Annotated in this window: 23 protein-coding genes (1 of these 23 running past the window's edge); 6 read left to right on the top strand and 17 right to left on the bottom strand. The window is 63.9% G+C overall.

Annotated features, from left to right (window positions below):
* On the top strand, positions 1–1,935 hold the 3' portion of the coding sequence (locus AC07SZ_RS15090; protein ID WP_494914869.1) for a M23 family metallopeptidase. The gene continues 36 nt to the left of window position 1, outside the view; the window shows 1,935 of its 1,971 coding nt (coding positions 37–1,971); its start codon lies off the left edge, out of view; the stop codon is at positions 1,933–1,935.
* Positions 1,936–1,946: 11 nt separating this feature from the next.
* On the opposite strand, the gene AC07SZ_RS15085 is transcribed toward AC07SZ_RS15090, so the two are convergent.
* Positions 1,947–3,506, bottom strand: coding sequence for an MFS transporter (locus tag AC07SZ_RS15085; protein WP_494914867.1), 1,560 nt, complete (start codon positions 3,504–3,506; stop codon positions 1,947–1,949).
* 198 nt (positions 3,507–3,704) lie between these two features.
* On the opposite strand from AC07SZ_RS15085, the gene AC07SZ_RS15080 reads away from it, so the two are divergent.
* Positions 3,705–4,292, top strand: a complete 588-nt coding sequence (locus AC07SZ_RS15080) for a TMEM175 family protein (protein WP_494914865.1) — start codon at positions 3,705–3,707, stop codon at positions 4,290–4,292.
* Here the strand turns inward: AC07SZ_RS15080 and AC07SZ_RS15075 are convergent.
* The 8 genes from AC07SZ_RS15075 to AC07SZ_RS15040 all read right to left on the bottom strand — a co-directional run bounded on the left by AC07SZ_RS15075 (position 4,266) and on the right by AC07SZ_RS15040 (position 16,047).
* Positions 4,266–5,789, bottom strand: a complete 1,524-nt coding sequence (locus AC07SZ_RS15075; protein ID WP_056576268.1) for a L,D-transpeptidase family protein — start codon at positions 5,787–5,789, stop codon at positions 4,266–4,268. The genes AC07SZ_RS15080 and AC07SZ_RS15075 overlap by 27 nt on opposite strands.
* 147 nt (positions 5,790–5,936) lie before the next feature.
* Positions 5,937–6,302: an MmcQ/YjbR family DNA-binding protein gene (locus AC07SZ_RS15070; protein ID WP_172372085.1), complete on the bottom strand. Its 366-nt coding sequence runs from the start codon at positions 6,300–6,302 to the stop codon at positions 5,937–5,939.
* A gap of 59 nt (positions 6,303–6,361) precedes the next feature.
* Positions 6,362–8,968, bottom strand: a complete 2,607-nt coding sequence (gene clpB / locus AC07SZ_RS15065; RefSeq protein WP_494914863.1) for an ATP-dependent chaperone ClpB — start codon at positions 8,966–8,968, stop codon at positions 6,362–6,364.
* 220 nt (positions 8,969–9,188) lie between these two features.
* Positions 9,189–10,178 (bottom strand): DUF4167 domain-containing protein, encoded by a 990-nt coding sequence (locus tag AC07SZ_RS15060; protein ID WP_494914862.1) that lies wholly within the window; start codon positions 10,176–10,178, stop codon positions 9,189–9,191.
* Between the two features lie 310 nt (positions 10,179–10,488).
* Positions 10,489–11,361 (bottom strand): peptide chain release factor N(5)-glutamine methyltransferase, encoded by an 873-nt coding sequence (prmC, locus tag AC07SZ_RS15055; protein ID WP_056576257.1) that lies wholly within the window; start codon positions 11,359–11,361, stop codon positions 10,489–10,491.
* Positions 11,354–12,433: a peptide chain release factor 1 gene (prfA, locus tag AC07SZ_RS15050; protein WP_056576253.1), complete on the bottom strand. Its 1,080-nt coding sequence runs from the start codon at positions 12,431–12,433 to the stop codon at positions 11,354–11,356. Before prfA ends, prmC begins: the two co-directional genes overlap by 8 nt.
* A 9-nt stretch (positions 12,434–12,442) precedes the next feature.
* On the bottom strand, positions 12,443–14,713 hold the full coding sequence (gene ptsP / locus AC07SZ_RS15045) for a phosphoenolpyruvate--protein phosphotransferase (RefSeq protein WP_056576250.1): 2,271 nt from the start codon (positions 14,711–14,713) through the stop codon (positions 12,443–12,445).
* 80 nt (positions 14,714–14,793) lie between these two features.
* Positions 14,794–16,047 carry an aspartate kinase gene (locus tag AC07SZ_RS15040; protein WP_056576245.1) on the bottom strand — a complete coding sequence of 418 codons (1,254 nt, stop codon included), beginning with the start codon at positions 16,045–16,047 and terminating at the stop codon, positions 14,794–14,796.
* 260 nt (positions 16,048–16,307) lie between these two features.
* Here AC07SZ_RS15040 and AC07SZ_RS15035 point away from each other — a divergent pair, with 260 nt between their 5' ends.
* A complete protein-coding gene (locus AC07SZ_RS15035) occupies positions 16,308–18,149 on the top strand; it encodes a CHASE3 domain-containing protein (RefSeq protein WP_494914860.1) in 1,842 nt (613 codons plus the stop codon).
* A gap of 154 nt (positions 18,150–18,303) precedes the next feature.
* On the top strand, positions 18,304–19,053 hold the full coding sequence (ubiG, locus tag AC07SZ_RS15030; RefSeq protein WP_056576239.1) for a bifunctional 2-polyprenyl-6-hydroxyphenol methylase/3-demethylubiquinol 3-O-methyltransferase UbiG: 750 nt from the start codon (positions 18,304–18,306) through the stop codon (positions 19,051–19,053).
* A gap of 105 nt (positions 19,054–19,158) precedes the next feature.
* Here the strand turns inward: ubiG and AC07SZ_RS15025 are convergent, their stop codons facing one another.
* Positions 19,159–20,049 (bottom strand): DMT family transporter, encoded by an 891-nt coding sequence (locus tag AC07SZ_RS15025; RefSeq protein WP_494914859.1) that lies wholly within the window; start codon positions 20,047–20,049, stop codon positions 19,159–19,161.
* Positions 20,050–20,166: 117 nt separating this feature from the next.
* Between AC07SZ_RS15025 and AC07SZ_RS15020 the strand changes: the two genes are divergently transcribed.
* Positions 20,167–20,652, top strand: coding sequence for a MarR family winged helix-turn-helix transcriptional regulator (locus AC07SZ_RS15020; RefSeq protein WP_494914857.1), 486 nt, complete (start codon positions 20,167–20,169; stop codon positions 20,650–20,652).
* 4 nt (positions 20,653–20,656) lie between these two features.
* Here AC07SZ_RS15020 and AC07SZ_RS15015 read toward each other — a convergent pair whose 3' ends face one another.
* Genes AC07SZ_RS15015 through AC07SZ_RS15000 form a run of 4 tightly spaced genes read right to left on the bottom strand, consistent with a single transcriptional unit; the run spans position 20,657 to position 23,052 of the window.
* Positions 20,657–21,082, bottom strand: a complete 426-nt coding sequence (locus tag AC07SZ_RS15015) for a DUF1178 family protein (RefSeq protein ID WP_056576228.1) — start codon at positions 21,080–21,082, stop codon at positions 20,657–20,659.
* The gene (locus tag AC07SZ_RS15010) at positions 21,079–21,945 is read right to left on the bottom strand and encodes a carbon-nitrogen hydrolase family protein (protein WP_494914855.1); all 867 of its coding nucleotides are present in this window, start codon (positions 21,943–21,945) and stop codon (positions 21,079–21,081) included. The genes AC07SZ_RS15015 and AC07SZ_RS15010 overlap by 4 nt, the downstream gene beginning before the upstream one ends.
* Before the next feature lie 10 nt (positions 21,946–21,955).
* The gene (grxC, locus tag AC07SZ_RS15005) at positions 21,956–22,225 is read right to left on the bottom strand and encodes a glutaredoxin 3 (RefSeq protein WP_056576221.1); all 270 of its coding nucleotides are present in this window, start codon (positions 22,223–22,225) and stop codon (positions 21,956–21,958) included.
* Positions 22,226–22,251: 26 nt separating this feature from the next.
* Positions 22,252–23,052, bottom strand: a complete 801-nt coding sequence (locus tag AC07SZ_RS15000; protein ID WP_494914853.1) for a ComF family protein — start codon at positions 23,050–23,052, stop codon at positions 22,252–22,254.
* A gap of 64 nt (positions 23,053–23,116) precedes the next feature.
* On the opposite strand from AC07SZ_RS15000, the gene AC07SZ_RS14995 reads away from it, so the two are divergent.
* Positions 23,117–23,989, top strand: a complete 873-nt coding sequence (locus AC07SZ_RS14995; protein ID WP_056576219.1) for a methyltransferase domain-containing protein — start codon at positions 23,117–23,119, stop codon at positions 23,987–23,989.
* A gap of 30 nt (positions 23,990–24,019) precedes the next feature.
* On the opposite strand, the gene AC07SZ_RS14990 is transcribed toward AC07SZ_RS14995, so the two are convergent.
* From AC07SZ_RS14990 to AC07SZ_RS14980, 3 genes are all read right to left on the bottom strand, one after another.
* Positions 24,020–24,199, bottom strand: a complete 180-nt coding sequence (locus tag AC07SZ_RS14990; protein WP_056576216.1) for a Flp family type IVb pilin — start codon at positions 24,197–24,199, stop codon at positions 24,020–24,022.
* A gap of 110 nt (positions 24,200–24,309) precedes the next feature.
* The gene (locus AC07SZ_RS14985) at positions 24,310–24,624 is read right to left on the bottom strand and encodes a hypothetical protein (protein WP_494914850.1); all 315 of its coding nucleotides are present in this window, start codon (positions 24,622–24,624) and stop codon (positions 24,310–24,312) included.
* 180 nt (positions 24,625–24,804) lie between these two features.
* Positions 24,805–25,227: a (deoxy)nucleoside triphosphate pyrophosphohydrolase gene (locus AC07SZ_RS14980; RefSeq protein ID WP_202325824.1), complete on the bottom strand. Its 423-nt coding sequence runs from the start codon at positions 25,225–25,227 to the stop codon at positions 24,805–24,807.
* Between the last annotated feature and the right edge of the window lie 6 nt (positions 25,228–25,233).

Genomic DNA, 25,233 nt, shown 5'->3' with positions numbered 1-25,233 from the left:
AATGAGCCGCCGCTTATCGCGGATGGCCGCAGTGGCCCGCCCGATCGGCGCGAGGTTTCTGCGCGCTGGTTGTCGGGAACATTCCTGACGGGCGTAACCTCGAGCGTGCTGATGGGCGTGGCGCTGTTCGCCGCCCTCGACGGTCGCCAGCAACTGGCCACTCCACCCGAGATCGCCGAACTCATCGGCCTTGCCAGCAATGGCGATTCCGGCGAGGTGGCCAAGACGACCAGGCTTGTGGCGCCGCGCCAGATCGCCAAGGCCAAGGACCGCCGCCGCATGGAAGTGTCGATGGTCACCAAGGTCGGCGACCGCGATGTCATCCACACCATGCCTTTCGTGCAGATCAAGATGGCGCTCGCCGCCGGCCACACCACCAGCCGGCCCTACCCGCCCTTCGACCCGATGCAGGTATTCGGCGACGACGGCGACGATACCCCCGCGCAACCAGCGACGGCCTCCGCAGCCTCCGGCCAGATCTATGGCGCCAAGGTCGAAAGCGAGATGAGCCTGAAGACCGTCGAGTTCCCCATCGAGACGGCAACCTTCGATGAAAAGAGCGACCTTTCCGCCGACGAGGTGGAAAAGGTGGTACGCGAAGCCGGCACCGACCTCAGCGACGGCGCCGTGCAGGTCGCTTCACTCCACTATGTCGATCCTCAGCGATTCGGCGAAGCCTTTGCCGAGTCGATGGCCGGCTCCTACGACGTCAAGATCGTGCCGGAAAACGTCTCGGTGTCGCCGCGTGCTGCCATTGACGACCAGGCACCGGCTTTTGCCGAGGAAATCATCCCCTTCACCAAGGACACCGACCTCACCGAGGCCTTTGCCGATTCGGGCTATACGGGTGACGACGCCACGGGCATGGCCGAAGCAATCGCCAAGCTATTGAACGCGCCGACTTTGAAAGCCGGAACCGTTCTGCGCGTCGGCCTCGAAGTCCACGGCGATGCCGCCAAGGTCGTGCGCACCAGCGTCTACGACAAGACCACGCACATCGTCACCATCGCGCTCGATGACCGCGGCCAGTACGTGCCGGCGCAAGAACCAGAGCCGAATCCCGAACTCTTGACGGCGTTCGATGATTCGTCCGCACCCGTTGTGGTGCGCGGCAACCTGCCCAATGTCTATGACGGCATCTACCGCGCCGCCTATTCCTACGGCATGTCCAAGGCGATGACCCAGCGGCTGATCAAGCTCCTGGCGTCCGATGTCGACTTCCAGTCCCGCCTCAATCCCTCCGACCGCCTCGAAGTGCTGTTCTCGCAGCCCGATGGTGACGACCAGACATCGGACAATTCCGAACTTCTCTACGTTTCGGCGACGTTTGGCGGCACCACGCGCAACTTCTACCGTTTCCAGATGCAGGACGGCAGCACCGACTATTTCGACGAGGACGGTTCGAGCGCCCAGCAGTTCCTGCTGCGCAATCCGCTGCCCGCCGGAAAATTCCGCTCCGGTTTCGGCGCCCGCAAGCACCCGATCCTCGGCTATGTCCGCATGCACACCGGCGTCGACTGGGCGGCCCCAATCGGCACTCCGATCATCGCCGCCGGCAACGGCGTCATCGAGAAGGTCGGCTGGGCCGGCGGCTACGGCAAGCAGATCATCATCCGCCATGCCAATGGCTACGAAACCTCGTACAACCACCAGAGCGCCTTTGCCAAAGGCATGGAGCCGGGTATGCGGGTTCGCCAGGGTCAGACCATCGGCTATCTCGGCCAGACCGGCCTCGCCACCGGCCCGCATCTCCACTACGAGTTGATCGTCAACGGCACCAAGGTCGATCCGATGCGGGTCCGCCTGCCGGTCGGCAAGGTGCTGAAAGGCGACGACCTCGTTGCCTTCAAGCGCGAGCGCGAGCGCATCGACGATCTGCTGAAGCAGGAAGATGGCAATTCACTGAAAGTCGCCAGCGCCAAGATCGAAGGCTGAGCCTGCGCGTTTCAGTCTTGCCTGGTTTCGGTACGTCGCGACCACGGCAGCGGCTCTCCGGAAATTGTCGTCCACGCGATGACAGCTGAAAGCAGGCAAAGCAGCGCCGTCACCCAGGAGACCACGGAGAAGGCTGCGTCACTGGCGGCCAGCCGTGCCGCGTCAAGCGCGGGCGCAAGTCCAGCCGGTGCCGGTTCGCCGAAGCCTGGCACGGCTGAAATCGCGCTCCCGTCCAGTGCATGGGCATAGACCAAGGCCGCCAGCGATCCCATCGCCGCCACCGCGATCAGGCCGCCAATACGAGAGACGGCATTGTTGATGCCGGAAGCTGCCCCCGTATCCTTGTCTTCCACCGCTGTCATGATCGCGGTCGACAGTGGCGAGACGACCAGCGCCATGCCGAGTCCCATCAGCGCCATCAGCGGGAACGTCCCCGTCCAGAAATTATGGATGCCGGCATGGGTGAGCAAGGCAAGTCCGGCAAAGGCGAAAGCCACGATCAGGCTGCCGCAGGCGATAGGGAAACGCGGCCCGATCCGATCGGACAATTGACCGACCGGCCCCGACAGAAGTGCGATCGATGCGGACAGCGGCAGGAAGATGAAGCCGACCTCGGCCGTGCTCAGCCCCCAGCCGGCGATCAGCAGCATCGGCAGATAGAAGAGATTGGCCGACAGCGCGAAATAGAGAAAGAAGGTCGCAACATTGGCGCCGGCGAAAGCACCGATGCGAAACAGGCTGAGATCGATCATCGGCTCGCGCTGTCTCTGCTCGAACAGGATGAACACCACAAGCAGCACCGCGCCGGCGGCAATGCTCGGCCCCGCCATGTGGCCCTCGCCGCTGGAACTCATTGACGTCAGCCCATACGCGAGCGCGCCGAAGGCCAATGTCGCCAGCGCCCCACCGCCGAGATCCAGGCTGCGTTTCTCCGTCGGTGCATCGGCTGGAATCTTGGCAAGCAGGAGATAGATCGAAATCAGGCCGAGAGGCAGGTTGACGGCGAAGATCGCCCGCCAGATGCCGCCGCCGAAAGCCGACAGGACAAGGCCGCCGAGCACGGGGCCGAGTGCGGTGGTCAGCGCCGAGGCCGCCGCCCAGATGCCGATCGCACGGCCGCGTTCTTTCTTAGGGTAGGCCTTGGCGATGATGGCGAGGCTGCCCGGCACCATGATCGCCGCGCCAATGCCCTGGAGGGCGCGAAACGCGATCAGCACGACAGCATTCGGAGCCAGCGCACAGGCAAGCGAGGCCGCGACAAACAACACGATGCCGGCCACGAAGGCCCGGCGCAGCCCGAACCGGTCGCCGGCGGCCCCACCGGCAAGGATCAGCGCCGACAGTGTCAACGCATAGCCATTGGAGATCCACTGCGCCTCGGCGAGACTGGCGCCAAGATCGACGCGGATCGCCGGCATGGCGATGGCCAGGATCGAACCGTCGATGAAGCCGAGCGCCGACGCCAGGATCGCCGCGATCAGCACGTATCGGCGCTGCGATTGCGGGCAGAACGTCCCGTTCGTGAGCGGTCTGGTCAGCGGAATTGCGGCGGCTTCATCTGGCGAATGCATGGCACTCTGCTTAGACCGCCGCTGGGCTGGCAACAACCGGCCAGCGGCTTGTAGTCCTTGAAACCAGCCATATTGCCAGGGAACATCCCGCCTGGACGCAAATGGCGTCAGTCGTGCTAGATTTTTCTGGAGAACCGCAGGCGGAGGAAACGATGAAGCGTCCACTCGAAGCGTCGGCGGAAGGACGCGGCCGCATTGTTGGCATCACCGACGGCGGTCTTCGCCATCGCGCTAACGCTGATCGTGCTCGAGATCAGGGTGCCGGCGCATGAGGCTGTTCATTCCGAGAGCGACCTGCTTGCCGCCATCGCGTCGCTCGCGCCACGCTTCCTGACCTATGCGTTGAGCTTCCTGACCTTGACCATCTTCTGGTTCGGTCAGCAGGCCCAGCATGGACTGATCGCCAAGTCCGACAGACGGCTCGCCACGCTGAACCTTTGCTTTCTCGCCTTCATCGCGCTCTTGCCGTTCTCGACCGACCTGCTGGCGGACTTCCTCGAATTCAGGACCGCGGTGCTGGTCTACTGGCTCAACCTGCTGATGCTCGGCGTCACCCTGTTCGCCAGCTGGCACTATGCGGAGAAGAACGGCTTTGTCGCCGAAGATGTCGACGCCGACACAAGGCGCATGGTCTACATGCGAATCGTCAAGGCCCAAATCCTGTGGGCGATCGGCGCCGCACTCTGCCTGCTCAACCCATTGCTCAGCGTCGGCTTCATTCTGGTCGTGCAGCTGATCTACGCCGCCGCGCTGCGCGGCTCATTGCTGCGCAACGTCATCGGCTGAAGGCCCGCCAACGAATTCCACGGTAACCCCCGGCGACACCAGCTTGGCCAGTTCGCGCGCGTCCCAGTTGGTCAGGCGCACGCAGCCATGGCTTTCGGTCTTGCCGATCTTCGACGGCTCGGGCGTTCCGTGGATGCCATAGGTCGGCTTGTCCAGCGCAATCCAGACCGACCCGACAGGTCCGTTGGGGCCTGGCGGAATGGTCAGGATCTTGTCGTTTTGGCCCTGCTTGAAATTGATGTTCGGGTTGTAGGTGTAGTTCGGATCGAGCGCGATGCGCGACACCGCATGGATGCCGGTGGGCGACGGCGTATCGGCCGAGCCGATGGTGGCGGGATAAGCCGCCACCAGCTTGCCACCCGCATCGTAGGCGTACACTTCTTTCTTGGTCTTGTCGGCAACGATCCGCGCGACCGGCGTTGACACCAGCTTGCCGAAATTGGCGACCTTGATGATCGTGCCGGGGCGGTTGAAGTCGAGGCCCTTGTTGATCGACTTCAGATAGTTCTCGTCCATGTGGAAGCGCTCCGCCAACGCCTCGGTGACAGAGGTGTAGCACATGCAGTTGAGCTGCGCCTTCTGGCTGTAGTCTTCCGGGACCGAGGCGACATAGGGGCCCGCCGCATCCTCCGCGGTGATCGTATAGTTGGCAAACGCGTCGCCACCGGATTGCGCAAGAGCCGTCTGGATACCGACAGCATCGGTCGACTTGAGATTGCTGCCGGTGATCTCATTATAGGCGGCGATGGCCTTGTCGACATTCGAGCCGAAGCGCCCGTCGATGACGCCGGGCGAAGCGCCGCCCCGGTCGAGCAGCACCTGCAGCGCCGCCACATCCTGGCGGGCGCCCAGCGACAGCGATGGGTCAACCGTGGTCTTGCCGCCAATCTTCGGCGGCAGTGCCGATTGGTCGGCCGGCGGGGCCTGTTCCGTCGGGGTAGCGGGCTGCAAAGGGTCTATCGAGGCCTCGTTCAACGGCTGGCGCTTGATGGTGCCCGGCTTTGCCGGCTGCGGCGCATCGGGATAATTGTTGTCGTAATTGCCGTTGTCCTGCGGCGCCGGCGGGTAGGCTTCCACCGAATTGTCGCCATACGGGTCATATTCGTCGGCCGGCGGCGGGATGACCCGGCCTTCCTCTTCCAATTGCTTGCGGCGGAACCGCGCCATGTCTTCCGGATCGTCGAGATAGTAGCGGTCGTCATCGGCGGGAGCCCGGCCCAACTCGCGCAACCTTGTCTCGCGGCGCAGCGCGCGCCGGTCAAGCCGGGTCTGCGGCGGCTGGATGGCGATGACCTTTCCGGTATCGGCATCGACAATGACGCGGTTGCCGCGGGCGTCGTAGTAGATGTCCAGATTTCCGTCCTGCGCGACGAGAATGCCGCCGTCATCGGCAGCGCGGACAAGCCGTGGTGCATTGTCCTGTGTCGGCGCCGCAAGCGCACCAAAAGACACAAGCCCGGCGGCAAGCGCCGAAAGGGCAGAGATTGTGCGGAACATCGTGGCCAAACTCTCCGGTCCGTAATTGCCGCCGCCCGGCGTTATTCTTCGGCGAACCCTTCGCCAGCAAACCAGTTACCCACCATATGGTTCCAACATGAACCGGGCATGAAGATGGCGGTTTCCCGGCGTATGGACGAATATCAGCTAGCTTGCGACAAGGCCCAGGTCCTTGCGCGCCTGCTTGGTCAGCTTCAGGGCGACAAGGCGATGGCTCTCGCGCAAATAGTCCTTCAGCGCATCATCATCCATGCTCTGGCTTGTCCGACGCTGGATCCATTTCATGCCGCGAGAGGCAAGATAGGGCGCGGGCCGCAGCCCCGGCTGTTCCTTGAGCACGTCATAGGCAATGTCGGAACATTTGAAAGTGACAAAGAGCTGCTGGCCCTGATCCCAGCCGCCGATCGCAAACACCTTGGTCCCGACCTTCCAGACATGGGCGTCACCCCACTGGACGACATGGTTTGTTGCGGGCAGCGAGGCGCAGAAGCCGTTGTAGTCGTCCAGCGTCATCCACGCCCCGTCATCAGTATGAAAGCGCCGCGCGCCCAGGGTGGACGCGCGGCGCGGGATCAAGCCGCCGCTTCGGTCGCCACGACCGTCGGCTTCGAACGGAAGTTCAGCCGGTCGGAGCCGGCCGTCACCTTGACGGTCGAGCCGTCGAGGATCTCGCCGAGCAGGATCTTCTCCGCCAGCGGATCCTGCAACTCCTTCTGCATCACCCGCTTCAGCGGCCGCGCGCCATAGGCCGGGTCATAGCCCTTGGCCGCCAGCCACTCGATCGCCTCGTGATCCAGCGACAGCGTGACCTTGCGATCGACAAGCAGGCTTTCCAGCCGCTTGAGCTGGATCTCGACGATGCGGTCCATGTCCTTGCGGCGCAGCCGGTGGAACAGGATCACCTCGTCGACGCGGTTGAGGAACTCCGGCCGGAACGACGCTCTCACCACGCCCATCACCTCGTCGCGCACCGCGTCGACGTCCTGGTCCTCGCCGAGATTGACCAGATATTCGGCACCGAGATTCGACGTCATGATGATCAGCGTGTTGCGGAAATCGACCGTGCGGCCCTGCCCGTCGGTGAGCCGGCCGTCATCGAGTACCTGCAAGAGCACGTTGAAGACATCGGGATGCGCCTTCTCGATCTCGTCGAACAGCACGACCTGATAGGGCCGGCGCCGCACCGCTTCGGTGAGCGCGCCGCCTTCCTCATAGCCGACATAGCCGGGAGGCGCGCCGATCAGCCGGGCGACCGAGTGCTTCTCCATGAACTCCGACATGTCGATGCGCACCATCGCGCTCTCGTCGTCGAACAGGAAGCTTGCCAGCGCCTTGGTCAGTTCGGTCTTGCCGACACCCGTCGGCCCGAGGAACATGAACGAGCCGATCGGACGGTTCGGATCCTGCAGGCCGGCACGGGCGCGCCGCACTGCCTTGGAAACGGCTTGCACCGCCTCACCCTGGCCGACGACCCGCTTGCCGATCTCGTCTTCCATGCGCAGCAGCTTGTCGCGCTCGCCCTGCAGCATCTTGTCGACCGGAATGCCGGTCCAGCGCGAGACGATATGGGCGACGTGGTCGGGGGTGACCACCTCCTCGACCATGCCGGCCTTGCCGTCCTGGGCTTCGGCTTCCTTGAGCTTCTTTTCCAGTTCGGGGATCTTGCCATAGGCAAGCTCGCCGGCGCGCTGGAATTCACCCTTGCGCTGGGCAATGGCCAGTTCGTTGCGCGCCTCGTCGAGCTGCTTCTTCAAGTCGGCGGCAAGACCGAGCTTCTGCTTCTCGGCCTGCCATTTGGCGGTGATCTCGGTGGATTCCTCTTCGAGCCCGACAAGTTCCTTTTCCAGGCGGGCGAGCCGGTCTTTCGAGGCGTCATCCGTCTCGACCTTCAGCGCCTCGCGCTCGATCTTGAGCTGCATGATGCGGCGGTCGATCTCGTCCAGCGCCTCGGGCTTGGAATCGACCTGCATGCGAAGCCGCGAGGCGGCCTCGTCGACCAGGTCGATCGCCTTGTCCGGCAGGAAGCGGTCGGCGATGTAGCGATTGGACAGCGTCGCCGCCGCCACCAGAGCCGAGTCGGAGATGCGCACCTTGTGGTGCTGCTCGTATTTCTCCTTCAGGCCGCGCAGGATCGAGACCGTATCCTCTACTGTCGGCTCATCAACGAAGACCGGTTGGAAGCGGCGGGCAAGTGCCGGATCCTTCTCGACATGCTTGCGGTATTCATCGAGCGTGGTGGCGCCAACGCAGTGCAGTTCGCCGCGCGCCAGCGCCGGCTTCAACAGGTTAGACGCATCCATCGCGCCATCCGCCTTGCCAGCGCCGACCAGCGTGTGCATCTCGTCGATGAACAGGATGATGTTGCCATTGGCCGAGGTGACTTCCGAGAGCACGGCCTTCAGCCGCTCCTCAAACTCGCCGCGATATTTGGCACCGGCGATCAGCGCGCCCATGTCAAGCGCCATCAACTGCTTGTCCTTCAGCGATTCAGGCACGTCGCCATTGACGATGCGCAGCGCCAGGCCTTCGGCGATCGCCGTCTTGCCGACGCCCGGCTCGCCGATCAGCACTGGATTGTTCTTGGTGCGCCGCGACAGCACCTGGATGGTGCGGCGGATCTCGTCGTCGCGACCAATCACCGGGTCCAGCTTGCCGGCGCGGGCATCGGCGGTCAGGTCGCGCGCGTATTTCTTCAGCGCGTCATAGCCCTGTTCGGCACTCGCCGAATCGGCGGTGCGGCCCTTGCGGACATCATTGATGACCTGGTTCAGCGCCTGCGCGGTGACACCGGCCTTGGCCAGGATGTCGGCGGTCTTTGCCGACTTCTCCATGGTGAGCGCCTGCAACAGCCGCTCGACGGTGACGAAGCTGTCCCCGGCCTTCTTGGCCAGTTCCTCGGCGGTCGAGAACACCTTGGCGAGCGGCTGCGCCAGATAGAGCTGGCCATTGCCGCCTTCGACCTTCGGCATTGCCTCGAGCGCCGTCTCGACGCCGAGCTTGACGTCGCGGACATTGCCGCCGGCGCGTTCGATCAGCGACGCGGCCAGGCCTTCATCATCGTCGACGAGGACCTTCAAAATGTGTTCGGGAGTGAATTGCTGGTGATTGCGGGAGAGCGCCATGGTCTGCGCGGACTGGATAAAGCCGCGCACGCGCTCGGAGTACTTCTCAAGGTTCATATCTGTCTCCTTCCATCACCGGCCCGCTTCGCGGCACCGGATCAGATTGCGGTGACGGACCCGCCCATTCGAGCCGGATCCTGTTCAGCCGAGATATGGGGCATGGACCATGCCGTCTCAAGACGCATTGATATCGGTCAATGCATAATATTCCAGGTCAGCCCAAACGGAAACGGCGGAGATTTCTCCCCGCCGTTCCACGTCTTGAAATGGTGTTCGATCAGTTGTCGATATCGGCAATCACCGGCTCGGAACTGCCGTTGTCTGCCGGAGCCGCGGCCACCTCGCCGGCATCCGCATTGCCGCTGCCGGCGTCGACCTGGTCGGCACTGGCGCGCGGACGGCGCGGACGGCGCGGACGGCGGGCGGCACCGCTCTCGGTGGCCGCCTCGTTGAGTTCGGCCTGGGCGGCAAGAGCCGCAGGCGAAAAACTCTCGAACAGCGGCGCCGGCTCGGCTATCACGGCGGTCTCGGCCGGCGAACCGGGCTCTGCCTGTACTTCTGCCTGCCCCGGGAACTCGTTGCGCTGCTGCTGACCGCCTTGCTCGGCGGACGAAGCATAATCGCGCTGGCCATTCTGGCCATAGCCGCCATTGGGACGGCGATCGCGGTGGCGCCCGCCATTGCTGTCGCGGTTATTGTTGCGTCCGTTATTGTCACGCCCGGCGTTATCGCGCCCGGCATTGTCACGCCCGGCATTGTCACGATTGTCGCGGCCGTCCCGGTTCAGCGCGACCTCCGCCGGCATGCCTTCGATCACCGGCTGCGGACCAGCGCCATGGTTGATCACAGGTACTTGTGGTTCGGAAACGGTGTTGCCGCTGTTGCCGGCCCCATTGTTACCTGCATTGTCGAACTCGTCGCGATCCTCATCACCGTCATCGTCGAAATCGTCGCGGTTCTGCTGGACGTTCTGGATCGGCATCTGCGCCTGCGCGGCGGCAATGATGCGATTATAGTGTTCGGCGTGCTGGAGATAGTTCTCCGCCATGACCCTGTCGCCGGAGCTTTGCGCGTCACGGGCCAGGGTGGCGTATTTTTCGGCGATCTGCTGAGCTGATCCACGGATCTTCACGTCCGGGCCGTTGCTCTCGTAGTTGCGCGTCAGGGGATTCGGGCCCTTGCGGTTGTTGTTGTTATTGTTATTGCCACCGCCGCCGCCATTGTTATTGCGACCGCGCATGCGCCTGTTCTGCTGTTGTGGCCTCATTCGACTCTCTTCATCTTGAAATTTTCGAAAAATCGTCACGAACGGAGGCGCTCATGCAGCCAGCCGTTTCGTTTCTTCACCGGCGTTCGCCCGCATCAATTGCGTTGGCGCCACGTGCCATCCTGTTCCGGTTACATCACTTGCCGGACGATTCCCGCACGAAGCTTGGGCGTCGTTTGCGCAAGAAGGCAGCTATTTCCAAGGAGGACCGAATCGCTAAGAGCACTGCCTGCTTCGTCTCATCCGGTTGAGGCGACCCTAGCCGCATTCCCCGGTATTGCCAAGCGGTTTTTTCGCGGTGCGTCAAGGCTTATCCCCTTTGAAAGACAAGAACCCTGTCGTTTCCGCCAAGATCACGAAACAACTCGCCCGCAGCGTAGCCGGCTGCGCGGAATATATCGTTGACCTCGGTGCGTTGCGTGTGGCCGATCTCGACCGCAATCCTGCTTTCTGCTTCCAGAAACGGTGCCGCTTCGGCGGCGATGATCCGGTAGGGGGTCAGCCCATCCACGCCGCCATCCAGGGCCAGGCGCGGGTCGAAATCGCGGACCTCGTCCTGCAGATTTCCAATGTGTCGTGAAGGTATATAGGGAGGGTTTGCGGCAATTACATGGTATCGGCCGGAAACTTTTTCGAACCAATCCGACCGCACCGTCGCGAACCGGTCGCCAAGTCCGGTTTGCCCGGCATTGCGGGCCGCCGTCGCCAGCGCTCCGGCTGCGATGTCGACACCGGTGGCGGTCGCGGTCGGCACCGCACTCAGCAGCGCGAGCGCGATGGCGCCCGTCCCCGTGCCGAGATCGAGGATGCGGCACGAACCCTCCCGCGCGGCAATTGTCTTGACGAAAGGCAGCACCGCCTCGACCAGCGTTTCGGTATCCGGCCTTGGCTCCAGCGTTTCCGGCGACAGCGCCAGACGCAAACCGTAGAATTCACGGTAGCCCAGGATGCGATGCACGGGTTCGCCGGCGGCTCGGCGCCCCAGGGCGGCGTCGATCGCGGCGATGGCGTTCCTGTCGATCTCATGTTCAGGGTCGGCAATGGCCTGCGTACGGGTCGTGCCGGAAAAATGTTCGACAATCAGCCGTGCGTCGAGTACGGGATCATCCACCCCGGCCGCCACAAGCCTGGCCCGCGCTTCCCGCAACAGCGGACCCAGCGCCTTGGGCAGCGGGTCAGCCATCGAGGCCGATATCGGCCAGCAGTTTCGACTGGTGGTCGGCGATCAGCGCGTCGATGACTTCGTCGAGTTCGCCCATCATCACCCGGTCGAGCTTGTAGAGCGTCAGGTTGATGCGGTGGTCGGTGACGCGGCCTTGCGGGAAATTATAGGTTCGGATGCGTTCCGAGCGATCGCCGGAGCCGACCTGCGATTTGCGTGATTCGGAACGCTCCTCGTCAGCCTTGCCGCGCTCCAGGTCATATAGCCGGGCGCGCAGGATCTGCATGGCCTTCGCCCGGTTCTGGTGCTGCGACTTCTCCGCCTGCACCACCATGATGCCGGTCGGCAGGTGGGTGATGCGGACAGCCGAATCGGTAGTGTTCACGTGCTGGCCGCCCGAACCCGAGGCGCGCATCGTATCGATGCGGATGTCCTCGGCACGGATCTCGATGTCGACCTCTTCGGCTTCCGGCAGCACGGCGACCGTCGCCGCCGAGGTATGAATGCGCCCGCTGGCCTCGGTTGCCGGCACGCGCTGCACGCGATGCACGCCGGACTCGAATTTCAGATGGGCGAAAACGCCCTTGCCGGAGACCGTGGCGATGATTTCCTTGAACCCGCCAGCATCGCCGTCGCTGGCCGACACCGTCTCGAACCGCCAGCCACGCTCGGCGGCATAGCGCTCATACATGCGAAACAGGTCGCCGGCGAAGAGCGCGGCCTCGTCGCCGCCGGTTCCGGCGCGGATTTCGAGGATGGCGTTCTTGTCGTCGGCGGCATCCTTGGGCAGGAGCAGTATCTGGATGTCCTTCTGCAACGCCTCGATGCGCTCCTCCACCCCCGGCAGATCCGCCTCGGCGAGCGCCCGCATCTCGGCGTCGGTGCCCTTGTCGGCGAGCATTGCCTCGAGGTCGGCCTGCTCGTGTTCGGCCGCTCGCAATTCCCTGACCTTGGCCACCATGTCCTGCAGTTCGGCATATTCGGACGCCATCTTCACATAGGCATCCGGCGCCGGTCCGGCCGACATCTGCGCTTCGAGCATCTCGAAACGCTTGACGACTTGATCCATGCGATCGCGGGGCAAATTGACCATGATTTGATGCTACAACGGGATCGAGCGGTCGTCGGCAAAGGCCTGCAACAGCGCCCGCATCGGCAGCCCCTGCGCGGGCGCCATCAGATTGTCGTCGAAGAACTCCGTCAGCTCATCCAGCGGCAATTCCGTCAGCATCGCCTTGACCGGGCCGATCGAGGCCGGTGACATCGAGATCGAGCGGAATCCGAGGCCGATCAGCGCCATCGCCGAGATCGGCTTGCCGGCGAGCTCACCGCACAGCGTCACCGGCGTGTGGTTGCGGATGCCGGCATCGGCGATCAGCTTCAAGACGCGCAGGAACGGCGCCGACAGCGTGTCGAAGCGGTTGGCCAATTGCGTGTTGCCGCGGTCGACCGCCATGACGAACTGGAACAGATCGTTCGACCCGACCGAGACGAAGTCGACCGCCTTCATCAATTCGTCGAGCTGGAACAGAAGCGACGGCACTTCCAGCATCGCGCCCAGCTTGAGGCTGGTCGGCAGATGGTGGGCGAAGCGCGACAGATGCCGCACTTCGCGGTCGATGATTTCTCGCGCCTGGGCAATTTCGCCGAGCTCGGTCACCATGGGCAGCATCAGCTTGAGCTCGCGCCCGCCGCTGGCCTTCAGCAGGGCGCGGATTTGGGTGCGCAGCAGCCCCGGCCGATCCAGCGTCAGGCGGATCGCCCGCCAGCCGAGCGCCGGGTTCTCTTCTTGGATAGCGCCCTTGAAGTAGGGCAGCACCTTGTCGCCGCCAATGTCGATGGTGCGGAAGGTGACCGGCTTGCCGCGTGCGGCCTCCAGCACGTCGCGATAGAGTTTTTCCTGTGCCTCGGCACGCGGAAAGGTCGAGGCGACCATGAACTGCAACTCGGTGCGGAACAGGCCGATGCCGGCAGCACCCGCCTCGGCCAGCTGCGGCAGGTCGACGGCAAGCCCGGCATTCATCAAGAGGTCGACCTGGACGCCGTCCCTGGTCATCGACGGCTTCTTGCGCAGTTCGCGGTAGACCTCCTGCCGGCGCGCCCTGAACCGCACTTTTTCGGCATAGGCGGCTTCGAGATCGGACTGCGGCCGCAGATGGATCGTGCCTTCCTCGCCGTCGACGATAATGGCGTCGCCGTTTTCGGCCATCGAAACCGCGCCCTTCATCTGGCCGGCGACCGGAATGCCCATGGCGCGGGCGACGATGACGACATGGCTCGTGGCGGCGCCATCCTCCAGCACCAGCCCGCGCAGCTTGTCGCGAGGGTAGTCGAGCAGTTCGGCGGCGCCCATCGAGCGGGCGACGATGATGGCGTCCTTCGGCAGCGAAGCCGCGACATCTTCCGGCCCGCGTCCCATCAGCTGGCGCAGCAGCCGGTTGGCGAGGTCGTCGAAATCGCTCATCCGCTCGCGCAGATAAGGATCTGTCATGTGCAGCATGCGGGCGCGCATGTCGCTCTGCACCTTTTCCACCGCGGCTTCTGCCGTCAGGCCGTTGCGGATCGCCTCTTCCAGGCGTCGCACCCAGCCACGGTCATTGGCGAACATGCGATAGGCTTCCAGCACCTGGCGGTGCTCGCCCTCGAAAGCGACGTCGCGGCGCTCCAGCATGTCGTCGATGGAGAGCCGCAGCGACCCGAGCGAGCTTTCCAGCCGTCGGACCTCTTCCTCGCTGTCCTCGTTGAACAGATTGGTGACGACGATGCGCGGCTCGTGCAGCACGACATGGCCAAGCCCGACGCCATCGTTGAAGGACAGGCCGGTGAAGCTGACAGGCCGGCGCAAGTCGAGTTCGAGGCCGGGCCGGGTCAGCCGCGCCAAGTCGCCGGTGGCGATCATCTCGGCGATGACCATCGCGGTGGTTTCCAGCGCCTCGACCTCGTCGTCGCGGTAATGACGCATGGTCTTGTTCTGGACGACGAGGACGCCCAGCGTGCGCCCTGCCCTGAGCACCGGCACGCCAAGGAAGGAATTGTAGATTTCTTCCCCGGTCTCCGGCAGGTAGGCGAAGGCCGGATGTTCCTGAGCATTGGAGAGGTTGAGCGGCCGTGCGCTTGCGGCGATGGTGCCGACCAGGCCTTGTCCCAGTCGCAGCTGCGCCAGGTGGACGGCGTTCGGGTTCAGACCCTCGGTGGCGTAGAGCTCGAGCACCGAATCGGCGCGCAGCACATAGAGCGAACACACTTCCGCGACCATGTTGGACGCGATGTCGCGCACGATCCGGTCAAGCCGCTCCTGCGGCTCCAGCGGCTCCTGCATGAGCTCGCGGAGCCGTTTCAGCAAAACGCGCGGGCCACTGGCCTGGTCACGCATCGCGGCTTCTTCTCCAATGAAACACCTGCCGGCGCAGTTTCCGCCGCTGCCGGCACGCGCGCAACAACTGATTCAGTCTGCTACTGCTTATCCAGACCGTAGACGGAATGCAAAGTGCGAACCGCAAGTTCGGTGTACGGACCGTCGATCAGTATCGAAATCTTGATCTCGGAGGTGGTGATGGCGCGAATGTTGATCGCCTTGTCCGCCAGTGCCTTGAAGGCGGTGGCGGCGACACCGGCGTGGCTCCTCATGCCGATGCCGATGACCGAGACCTTCGACATGCCGGCCTCGGACTGCACGACATCGTAGCCGACCTCGGCTTTCAGCCGGTCGAGCACGGCCAGCGCCTTGTCGACGTCTCCCGATGGCACCGTGAAGGTCATGTCCGTGAACTTGCCGTCCTCGGAGATGTTCTGGACGATCATGTCGACATTGATGTTGGCCTCGGCCAGCGGCCCGAAAATGCCGGCGGCGACGCCTGGGCGGTCGCCGACGCGACGCAGCGAAATCTGGGCTTCGTCCTTGGCGTAGGCAATTCCGGTGACGACCTGCTGTTCCACGATCTCTTCCTCGTCGCAAATGAGCGTTCCCGGAGGATTGAGCAAATCCCCCATTCCGGGCGCGTCGGGATCGTCGAAGGACGACCGCACGAAGGTACGCACCCTGTGCACCATGGCAAGCTCGACCGAACGCACCTGCAGAACCTTGGCGCCGAGCGAGGCCATCTCAAGCATCTCCTCGAAGGAAATCTTGGCCAGCCGCCGCGCCTTGGGCTCGATGCGCGGATCGGTGGTGTAGACCCCGTCGACGTCGGTATAGATGTCGCAACGGTCCGCCTTGACCGCCGCGGCGATGGCCACGGCACTTGTGTCCGAACCGCCGCGGCCAAGCGTGGCGATGCGATTGTCGGGCCCGATGCCCTGGAAGCCGGCGATGACGGCCACCTGGCCCTCGCCGAAGCGCTTGACCAGGAAGGCGCCGTCAATGTCGAGGATGCGCGCCGCGCCATGCGCGTTGTCGGTCTTGATCGGAATCTGCCAGCCCTGCCAGGAGCGGGCGTGCACGCCCATGTTCTGCAAGGTGATGGCCAGCAGGCCAGCGGTGACCTGTTCTCCGGAAGCGACGACAGCGTCATATTCGCGTGCGTCATGCATCGGCGAGGCCTCGCGCGTCCAGGCAACCAGTTCGTTGGTCTTGCCGGCCATGGCCGAAACCACCACCGCGACCTCATGGCCCGCGTCGACCTCGCGTTTGACGTGACGCGCCACATTGCGGATGCGGGCGATGTCGGCGACGGAGGTTCCGCCGAATTTCATCACGATACGCGCCATGGAAGCGAAATGCCTTTGACTGAAGCCGGCCCCTTGCCAAAAACTGGGAGCCGAAAGCGGAGGAAAGCGCCCGGCTGGTGCCGGCTGCTGAATGCGCGGCCTCCTTAGCCAAATGATGAAGGTTTCGCAAGGCTGGCGGCGGAATGCCGGCGTCAAGAAGACGGCATATTGCCTTCCAGGCCCGTGCCGCTTACCAAATGCTGCCCGCGGGGAATCCTTTTGGTTCGGCATAACAGATGATTGCTCGTCTTCGACGCGCCATGCGATTGCAATCGCTCCCGCTTGTCGCCGGCTTCGCCGTGCTGGCATTGATCGTCGGAACGCGTGCCGTGCTTGTCGAGGGCCAGAGGGCCAATCGTGCCGCCGCTCGCGAGACGATCGAGTACCAGGAACTGCTTTCCGGGCTCCTTTCAATGGCGCAGGATGCCGAAAGTGGTCAGCGCGGCTACCTGCTGACCGGGGAAAAATCCTATCTCGAACCGTATCGGAAGGCCGTCGAGGCAATCCCCGGACAGCTCTCCCGCATCGATGCCATGACGGCTTCCGACGACCAGCTGGTCCAGCAGATCAGTCACATCAAAGACGCGCTGGCGCAAAAACAGGCTGAACTGGCCGTAACGATCGCCCTTTACGACAAGGGCGACGTCGCCGGGGCCTTGCGGCTGGTCCGCAGCGGCCAGGGCAAAGCCGCCATGGACGAGATCCGCGCCAGCATGGACACCATCCGGCGTATGGAAGGCGCCGCGATTGCCGAGCGCGACGAGCACACCGACCAGGTCGAGACCTGGCTGCGCATCGGCTCGCTGGCGGCCCTCTTCGCGATCTTCCTGCTCGCCACCTACACAATCCGCGAATCCCGCCGCCGCTTCCGCGAAGTCGCCACCGCCCAGGCAGAGCTGATGGGCAAGAACATCGAGCTCGGCAACGAGATCGACACCCGCGAGAAGGCCGAATCCCAGATCCGCCAGATGCAGAAGATGGAAGCCGTCGGCCAGCTGACCGGCGGCATCGCCCACGATTTCAACAACATGCTGGCGGTGATCCTCAGCGCCATGAACCTTGCCCAGCGCAAGCTGAAGCGCGGCGAGAACGACATCGAGAAGTTCATCGAGGCCGCGACGGATGCGGCCAGCCGTGCCGCCAATCTGACCTCCCGATTGCTTGCCTTCTCCCGTCTGCAGCCGCTGGCGCCGCAGGTCGTCGACACCAACCGGCTGGTGACCGGCATGTCCGACCTTCTGCACCGAGCGCTCGGCGAAGGCATCCGTATCGAAACGGTTTTGGCGGGCGGCCTGTGGAAAATCCACGCCGATCCGAGCCAGATCGAGAACGCGATCCTCAACCTGGCCGTCAATGCCCGCGATGCCATGGACAATGACGGAAAATTGACCATCGAGACCGCCAACAGCCATCTCGACGAGGCCTACGCCTCGACACACGCCGAAGTCACGCCTGGCCAATATGTGATGGTGGCGGTGACCGACACCGGCGCCGGCATGCCACCGGAGGTCATCGCCAGGGCCTTCGAACCGTTCTTCACGACCAAGCCGGTCAACAAGGGCACGGGACTTGGGTTGAGCCAGGTGTTCGGCTTCGTCAAACAGTCGGGCGGCCACGTCAAGATCTACTCCGAACCGGGTGAAGGCACGACGATCAAGATCTACCTGCCGCGGTTTTTCGGCTCGGAGGAGCCAGCAGTACCCGTCGGGCGCGGCAAGAGCTCCGTCAAGGTCACCGAGACGATCCTCGTCGTCGAGGACGACGCCCGGGTGCGGGCCGCCACGACCGACGCCATGCGCGAACTCGGCTACACCGTCATCCATGCCGCGAGCGGTCCGGAGGCGCTCGAGAAGCTCGACGCGTCGTCAGGCATCGCCCTGCTGTTCACCGATATCGTCATGCCGGTGATGAACGGCCGCAAGCTCGCCGAGGAGGCGGTCGCGCGCCAGCCCGGACTGAAAGTCATCTTCACCACCGGCTTCACCAGGAATGCGGTCGTCCATAACGGCGTGCTCGACCATGACGTGCACTTCCTGGCCAAGCCGTTCACCATCGAGCAACTGGACGCGAAGCTGCGCGACGTGCTGGACAGGACCAGCTGAGTCCGACGGACCGTGTTTGGCAGCATTGAAAAAAGCTGCCTTGACATTCGCTCCCCCACGCCCGACTTCCTAGCGCTCTAAGGCCGTTCCAGGAAAAGTGTGAAGCGGTTTTCCGTTCGCAATTGCGACCAACAAGAGCTCTAGGAGACAACCGATGCCAGAGCCCCGACGATCGACGATCGATGCCGGAGAAGTGGAACGCTTTTCCGCCCTTGCCGCCGAATGGTGGAATCCGAACGGCAAGTTTCGTCCGCTGCATAAATTCAATCCGGTCCGGCTTTCCTATATCCGCGACCAGATAGCATCGCGCTTCGGCCGTGACCCACGCGCCGCGCGGCCGTTCGAGGGCCTGCGGATCCTCGACATCGGCTGCGGCGGCGGTCTTTTGTGCGAGCCGATGGCGCGGCTTGGCGCCGAGGTCGTGGGAGCGGATGCCTCCGAAACAAACATCGAAGTGGCGAAACTGCATGCCGCCGAAGGCAATGTGAGCGTCGACTATCGCGCCACGACGGCCGAGGACCTTGCCGACGCCGGCGAGACATTCGACGTCATCCTCAACATGGAAGTGGTCGAGCATGTCGCCGACATCGAACTGTTCGTCGCCAAATGCGGGCAGATGGTCCGGCCCGGCGGCATCATGTTCGTGGCCACCATCAACCGCACGCTGAAGGCGCTGGGCCTGGCCATCATCGGCGCCGAATACGTGCTGCGCTGGCTGCCGCGCGGCACCCACCAGTTCGGCAAGCTGGTGCGCCCCGAAGAGCTGGAAAAGGCGCTTGGCGGCGCCGGCCTGACGATCATCGACCGCACCGGCGTCACCTACAATCCGCTCGCCGACCGCTGGGCGCGATCGAAGGATATGGACGTCAACTACATGGTGCTGGCGGAAAAGGGATCGGTCTGACCGAGCAGGCGTTCCGGAATTCGTACCGCGGGCGCGCGGGCGGTCGGCATCCTCGGCCGCAGCCGGAGCCCGGTGGCGATGCCGACGACGGCACAAACTGAGACGTCAGGCTTTCTGGCTTTGCGCCTTGGTGGTGATGAAAACGCCGGCGGTGATGATGACGGCGCCGACCCAGGTCAGCAGCCGATAGTGCTCGCCAAGGAAGATCGTGCCGGCAAACAGGCCGACCGCGGCCGCGACATAACCGATCTGGCTGAGATAGACGGGGCCGCCGACCGCCTGCAGCCGGAAGAAGAAGGCGAACATCGCCGACGCGGATGCGACTTGCGCGACGACGACCAGCGGCACGCCGTCGAGCGGCGCGAAGGCCTTGATGCCGAACAGGGTGAGAATACCGGCGAGCAGCAGCGTCGCCGACGCCAGATGACTGCCGACAGCGAGTTCGATCGGGCCGGTGCCTTCAGGCCAATCCACCGTGCGATAGATGTTGCCGACGGCAAGGCTGACCGGGATGAGCAGGCCCATGACCACCCAGAAGAGATCGGCCGGCTGGCCGGCCTCTCCGCGCGTCACCGCCACCATGACGGCGCCGACGAAGCCGACTGCAATGCCGGCAATGCCCAGTATGTTCGGGCGCCGCACACGCAGCAGGATCGACAACACCAGCGTGATGACAGGTGACAGCGTGAACATGATGCCGGTGTAGCCGGCGCCAAGGTGCGGAATGGCCGAGAACATCAGGAGATTGGGGACGGCATAGGACACGGCGGCCGTGACGAAGAAATAGCGCAATTTGTGCGCGGTGAGGCGGACACGCTCCCCGCGCAACAAGAGCACGCACAAAAGCACGCCGCCGGCACCGAGCGAGATGACGAAGGCCCAGACCATGGCCGGCACGCCGGCTGCCGTGGCGAGCTTGCCGAAGGGCAGCGTCAGCCCGAGCAGGCCGCCGGTGACGACCAGCAGGCCGAGCGCCGAATCCCAGAGAAATTTCATCGGATGGTCCCGTCACTCAAATTGCGAATTCGGCACTCGCGACGCTTGGCCGGTTCCGTATCTTGAGGTAAGATAACGCAAAGATTCTTAACGTCAAGATATTTAGCGGTGAGACAAATGGATCGCGCGGCAAAAGCGATCGAGCAGTGGAAACGGGAACGGCCGGATCTGGACGTCTCGCCGATGGCGGTGCTCGGGCGATTGAACGAGGCCTCGTCGCTGATCGCGCGGGATCGCCTCGCCCCGCTGTTTGCCCGTTTCGGGCTCCAGGCCGGCGAATTCGACGTGCTGGCTACGCTGCGCCGCTCCGGAGCCCCTTACGCGCTGACCCCCACCGCTCTCTATGAAGCGACGATGGTGACATCTGGCGCCATGACCAACCGGCTCGACCGGCTGGAGAAGGCCGGATTGATCTTGCGCGGCCCGCACCCCAATGACCGTCGCGGCATTGTCGTGCAGCTTACCGGGAAAGGTCTGGCCTTGATCGACGAGGCCTTGACCGCCCACGTCGCCAACGAGCATGAAATTCTCGCCGATCTAAGCGACGCCGAACGCGAGATGCTGGCTCGGCTGCTTGGCAAATTGATCGCAAGCGTGAGCTAACCGCTCAGTTGCGGTCGTCCGGAAACACCGGGATCGGCATGAACTCGACGCCGTCCTCGGCAAGGCTCTTGGCCTCTTCGAGCGTCGCCTCGCCATAGATGCCGCGCGGATCGGTTTCGCCGAAATGGATTTTTCGCGCTTCCTCGGCGAACTTGTCGCCGACATAGTCGGCATTCTCGCGCACTTTCTCGGCCATCGCCTTGAGTTGCGCCAGCGCCTGTTTCTGCGCCTCGCCCATGGCGAGCGCGATGGTCTCCTGCTTGCGGGCCGTCGAAACGGCGGGCGCCATCAGGGCCTTCTCCACCTTGTGTGAGCCGCAGCTTGGGCAATCGACAAAGCCGCGCTTCTTCTGGGTATCGAAATCGTCATTGCTGCGAAACCAGCCCTCGAACTCGTGCTCGTTCTCGCAGATCAGGGAAAAGCGGATCAAGAGGCGGCACCCCTGAGACGCGGCGCGTCGACCTCGCCGGCATTGATGTCGAAATCCCGCGCATTCTTCAAATTGGGGATCTTCTTGCGCGCCGCAAGCGACTGCGCCGGGTCGATCTCTGCAACGATCACCGCCGGCTCGTCATGCGCGGCTTCGGCGATGATTCGGCCCCAGGGATCGACGATCAGCGAATGGCCATAGGTCTCGCGGCCATCCTCATGCAGGCCGCCTTGCGCGGCGGCGACCACAAAGGCACCGTTCTCGATGGCGCGCGCCCTCAGCAGCACATGCCAGTGCGCTTCGCCGGTCTGGCGGGTGAAGGCGGCGGGCACGGTCAAAACATCGGCGCCAGCGAGCGCCTCGGCACGGAACAATTGCGGGAACCGCAGGTCGTAACAGACCGCAAAGCCCAATTTCGCCCCCGCTATCCCGGTCACGACGGCCTCGGTGCCAGGTTCGTAGGCCGAGGATTCGCGCCAGCTCTCGCCATTGTCGAGGTCGACATCGAACATGTGGATCTTGTCATAGGTGGCGAGCGTCGCGCCATCCGGGCCAAACAGCAGCGCCCGGTTGGCGAGCTTGCCGTCGGCGCGCAGGATGGCCGTCGAGCCGACATGCAGGAAGATCCCGAGTTCGCGCGCCAACCTGCGCGCGGTCGCCACGATGATGTCCTTGTCTTCGGAGGTGAAGGAGGCTGCGCGCGCTTGCTTGTCGCGGATCAGCGCCCCGGTCATTTCCGGCGTCTGGATATAGGTTGCGCCCTGGCCTGCCGCCTCACGCACCAGCCGCTCGAGATCGACCGCATTGCGCTCGGGACTTTCGCCTGAACGCATCTGGACGGCGGCAGCCTTGAAAACACCCATCATCAAATCCTCAAATCGTCGCGCCGTTGGCGAGCAGTTTGTCGAGCCGGCCTTCGGCCTCCAACTCGTGGAGGTCGTCGCTGCCGCCGACATGCGTTTCGCCAATGAAAATCTGCGGAAAGGTCGTGCGGCCGTGAGCGCGCGAGATCATCTCCTGGCGCAGCTCCGGCGAAAAGGAAGCGTCGTGCTCGGTATAGGCAACGCCCTTGCGCTCCAGCAGCCGTTTGGCTGCCGTGCAGTAGCCGCACATCATGCGCGTATAGATCGTGACATCCACCATGACGAATTTCCACTTTCGTTGCCGACTTATATAGTCGCGGACTCGTCGGGCCGAAAGTCCCCCGGCAACACGCGGGCAAAGGTCAGCACATCGACGGCCCCGGCGCCCCCTTTTTTCAGCGCCTTGGTGGCGGCGCGCACGGTGGCGCCGGTCGTGTAGACATCATCGATCAGGAGCACCCTGCGGCCGGCGATCTCGATTTCCGCCTCGACCGGCACGCGAAAGGCGGCCCGCACATTCTCCTCGCGCTCCTGCCGCTCCAGCCCGACCTGCTGGCGGGTAAGTTTCACGCGCCGCATGGCGGCGGGCGCGAAAGACAGCCCGCTGAGTTCGCAGACCGCACGCGCCAATTCCGCCGACTGGTTGAACCGCCGCCGGAAAAAACGCCGCCAGTGCAGCGGCACCGGCACAACCACATCGGCCTCGGCGATGAGATCGGCGCCCGCCCGCGCCATCCAGCGCGCCATCCAGGGCGCAAGATCGGTGCGATCCTGATATTTCAGGCCTTGCACCATCTGGCGGGCAACGACGGAATAGACGACGGCTGCTCGCGCCCGTTCGAAGGGCGGCGGATCGGCGATCGCCTCGGCCGACAGAAAGCCCTCGCCCATATGGTGGGTGAACGGCGTGCCCATCACCGGGCACCACGGCCGTTCCAGGAGCCTCAGCTTCGGCCAGCAGGCGCCGCAAAGCACCCCGGGTTGCGAGACATGACGGCGGCAGCCGGCGCAGACCGGAGGAAACAGGATACGCGCCGGCCAGCCGAGGGCCGATCGGGTGAAGTTCCTGATCCCGATGGACTTGATCTCTGGCATCGGATCGGCCACGTGGTTGGTTCTCCGTGCCATCATACCAACTATATCAGGGCGTGGACAAACAAGGATCCGCCCGTTGCAGCCTATTATCGATACCTCACTGTGGCTGGCGCACAAGCGGCGTGCGCTCACCCACCCGGTCGAGGGTGCCGATTTCCTCATGAACCGCGCCGCCGAGGACCTTGCCGACCGGCTGGGTGCCGTCGAGCGCAGGTTCGGCAAGGCTGCCGTGCTGTTTTGCCAGACACCGGCCGCGGCCGGTGTGCTCGCCGCCAGCGACAAGGTGGCGGAAATCGCCCGTGTCGAGACGGACGCGGTTTTCCTGGATGGTGCGGCCGGCCTGGTCGCGCCGCTGGAAACAGTGCCCTTCGAGCCGCAAAGCCTCGATCTGGCGGTATCGCTTCTGTCGCTGCAGGCGATGAACGACATTCCCGGCATGCTGATCCAGATCCGTCGCGCCTTGCGTCCGGACGGGCTCTTTCTCGGTGCCTTCGCCGGTGCCGGCACGCTCAGTGAGCTGCGCGAAAGCCTGCTTGCGGCCGAGAGCGAGCTGTATGGCGGCGTCAGCCCACGCGTCATCCCCTTTACCGACGTGCGCGATGCCGGTGCGCTGCTGCAGCGCGCCGGTCTTGCTCTGCCGGTCGCAGACGTCGAGACCGTGACGGTGCGCTATGCCAATTTGTTTGCCCTGATGGCCGACCTTCGCGCCATGGGCGAAACCAGCGCGCTTGCCGATCGCAGCCGGCGGCCGGGCACGCGTAGACTGTTTGCCCGTGCCGCCGAGATTTACGCCGAGCGGTTTTCAGACCCGGACGGTCGGATCCGGGCAAGTTTCTCGATGGTCTGGATGTCTGGCTGGGCACCCGATGCATCGCAGCAGAAGCCACTCAAACCTGGCTCGGCCAAGGTCTCGTTGAAGACCGTACTGGAGGGTCCGGAAGGGCATTGACCGGCCCGCGGGTGCGGACAGGGTCGCAAGTCAGTGCGCGAAAGCGTTCGCAAGCCTGCTGGTGTTGTCGCTGAACAACCAGGTAATTGAGTTGAACACCTGGCCGATGCCGCCGATGATCGTCAACGACAGCACCATGACGATCAGGGCGTATTCGACGGCCGTGGCGCCATTGTCGTCCTTCAGAAAACGCAGCAGCACTGTTTTCATCGCCTTGATCCCCGTTGCCAGGACCTTACCGTCGATCTGTTAAGAAAGGTTAACGGTAAAGCCTTAACAGGCGGTGAAACCGCCGCCTTCTCGGAAAATTCTTAACCATGTCAGCAGTCACCGCTGGTCCTGCCGTTGGACCCGATGATGCAGACCGAACTGGGCAGCGGCTGCAGCACGCTGCGACGCACCGTGTAGGTGCCGCGATGGCCGATCGAGCCAGTGGCCGTCATGTCGAGGCCGGGAAAATCATCCCGCACCGATTGCGAGCGCGTCTGGCTGTCGAGGAAAGGGGTCGCGATCAGCGCCAGCGCCACCGCGGCCGACCCAAACAGCAGCGTGACGCGCAGGATGCCCATGCCGGCATCGGCGGCACGAAAGCCCCGGTCAGGCCGGATCGAGTCCCAATCCCTGTCTAGGCTCATGCTGTCGCTCCCGGGCAAATCGGCCATGCGGCCGCGACGACACGGCCATGCATCAATTTTTCATGATGAGATAAATCTTCCATTAACGCTGGCTGATATGGACCGTGGTCCCGATCGTCAGAGCAATTCCAGGAAAAGTGTGAAGCGGTTTTCTGTCCGGAATTGCGTCAAAACAAATCCTCAGAGCAGGTCGATGAGGAACGGAATCAGCGGCGCGTCGGCCGGCGGCATCGGGTAGTCGCGCATCTGCTTTGGCCGCACCCATTTCAGCGCCTGCCCTTCCCTGGGCTGCGCAATGCCCCGGAAGCGGCGGCACACAAACAGCGGCATCAGGAGATGGAAGTCGTCATAGGAATGGCTGGCGAAGGTGAGCGGCGCCAGGCACGGGATCTCGGTCTCGATGCCGATCTCCTCATGCAGTTCACGGATGATGCATTGTTCCGGCGTCTCGCCGGGTTCGACCTTGCCCCCGGGAAATTCCCACAGGCCGGCAAGCTGCTTGCCTGGCGGCCGCTGCGCCAGGAGCACGCGGCCGTCGGCGTCGACCAGCGCGCAGGCCGCGACCAGTAGCAGGCGCTTGCCGGTATTCACCAGGTCATTCATGCCTAA

This window comes from Mesorhizobium sp. GW821-FHT07A06, assembly GCF_059419085.1.
The sequence above is the reverse complement of the archived record's forward strand: the minus strand, read 5'-3'. Positions and strand labels throughout refer to the sequence as shown.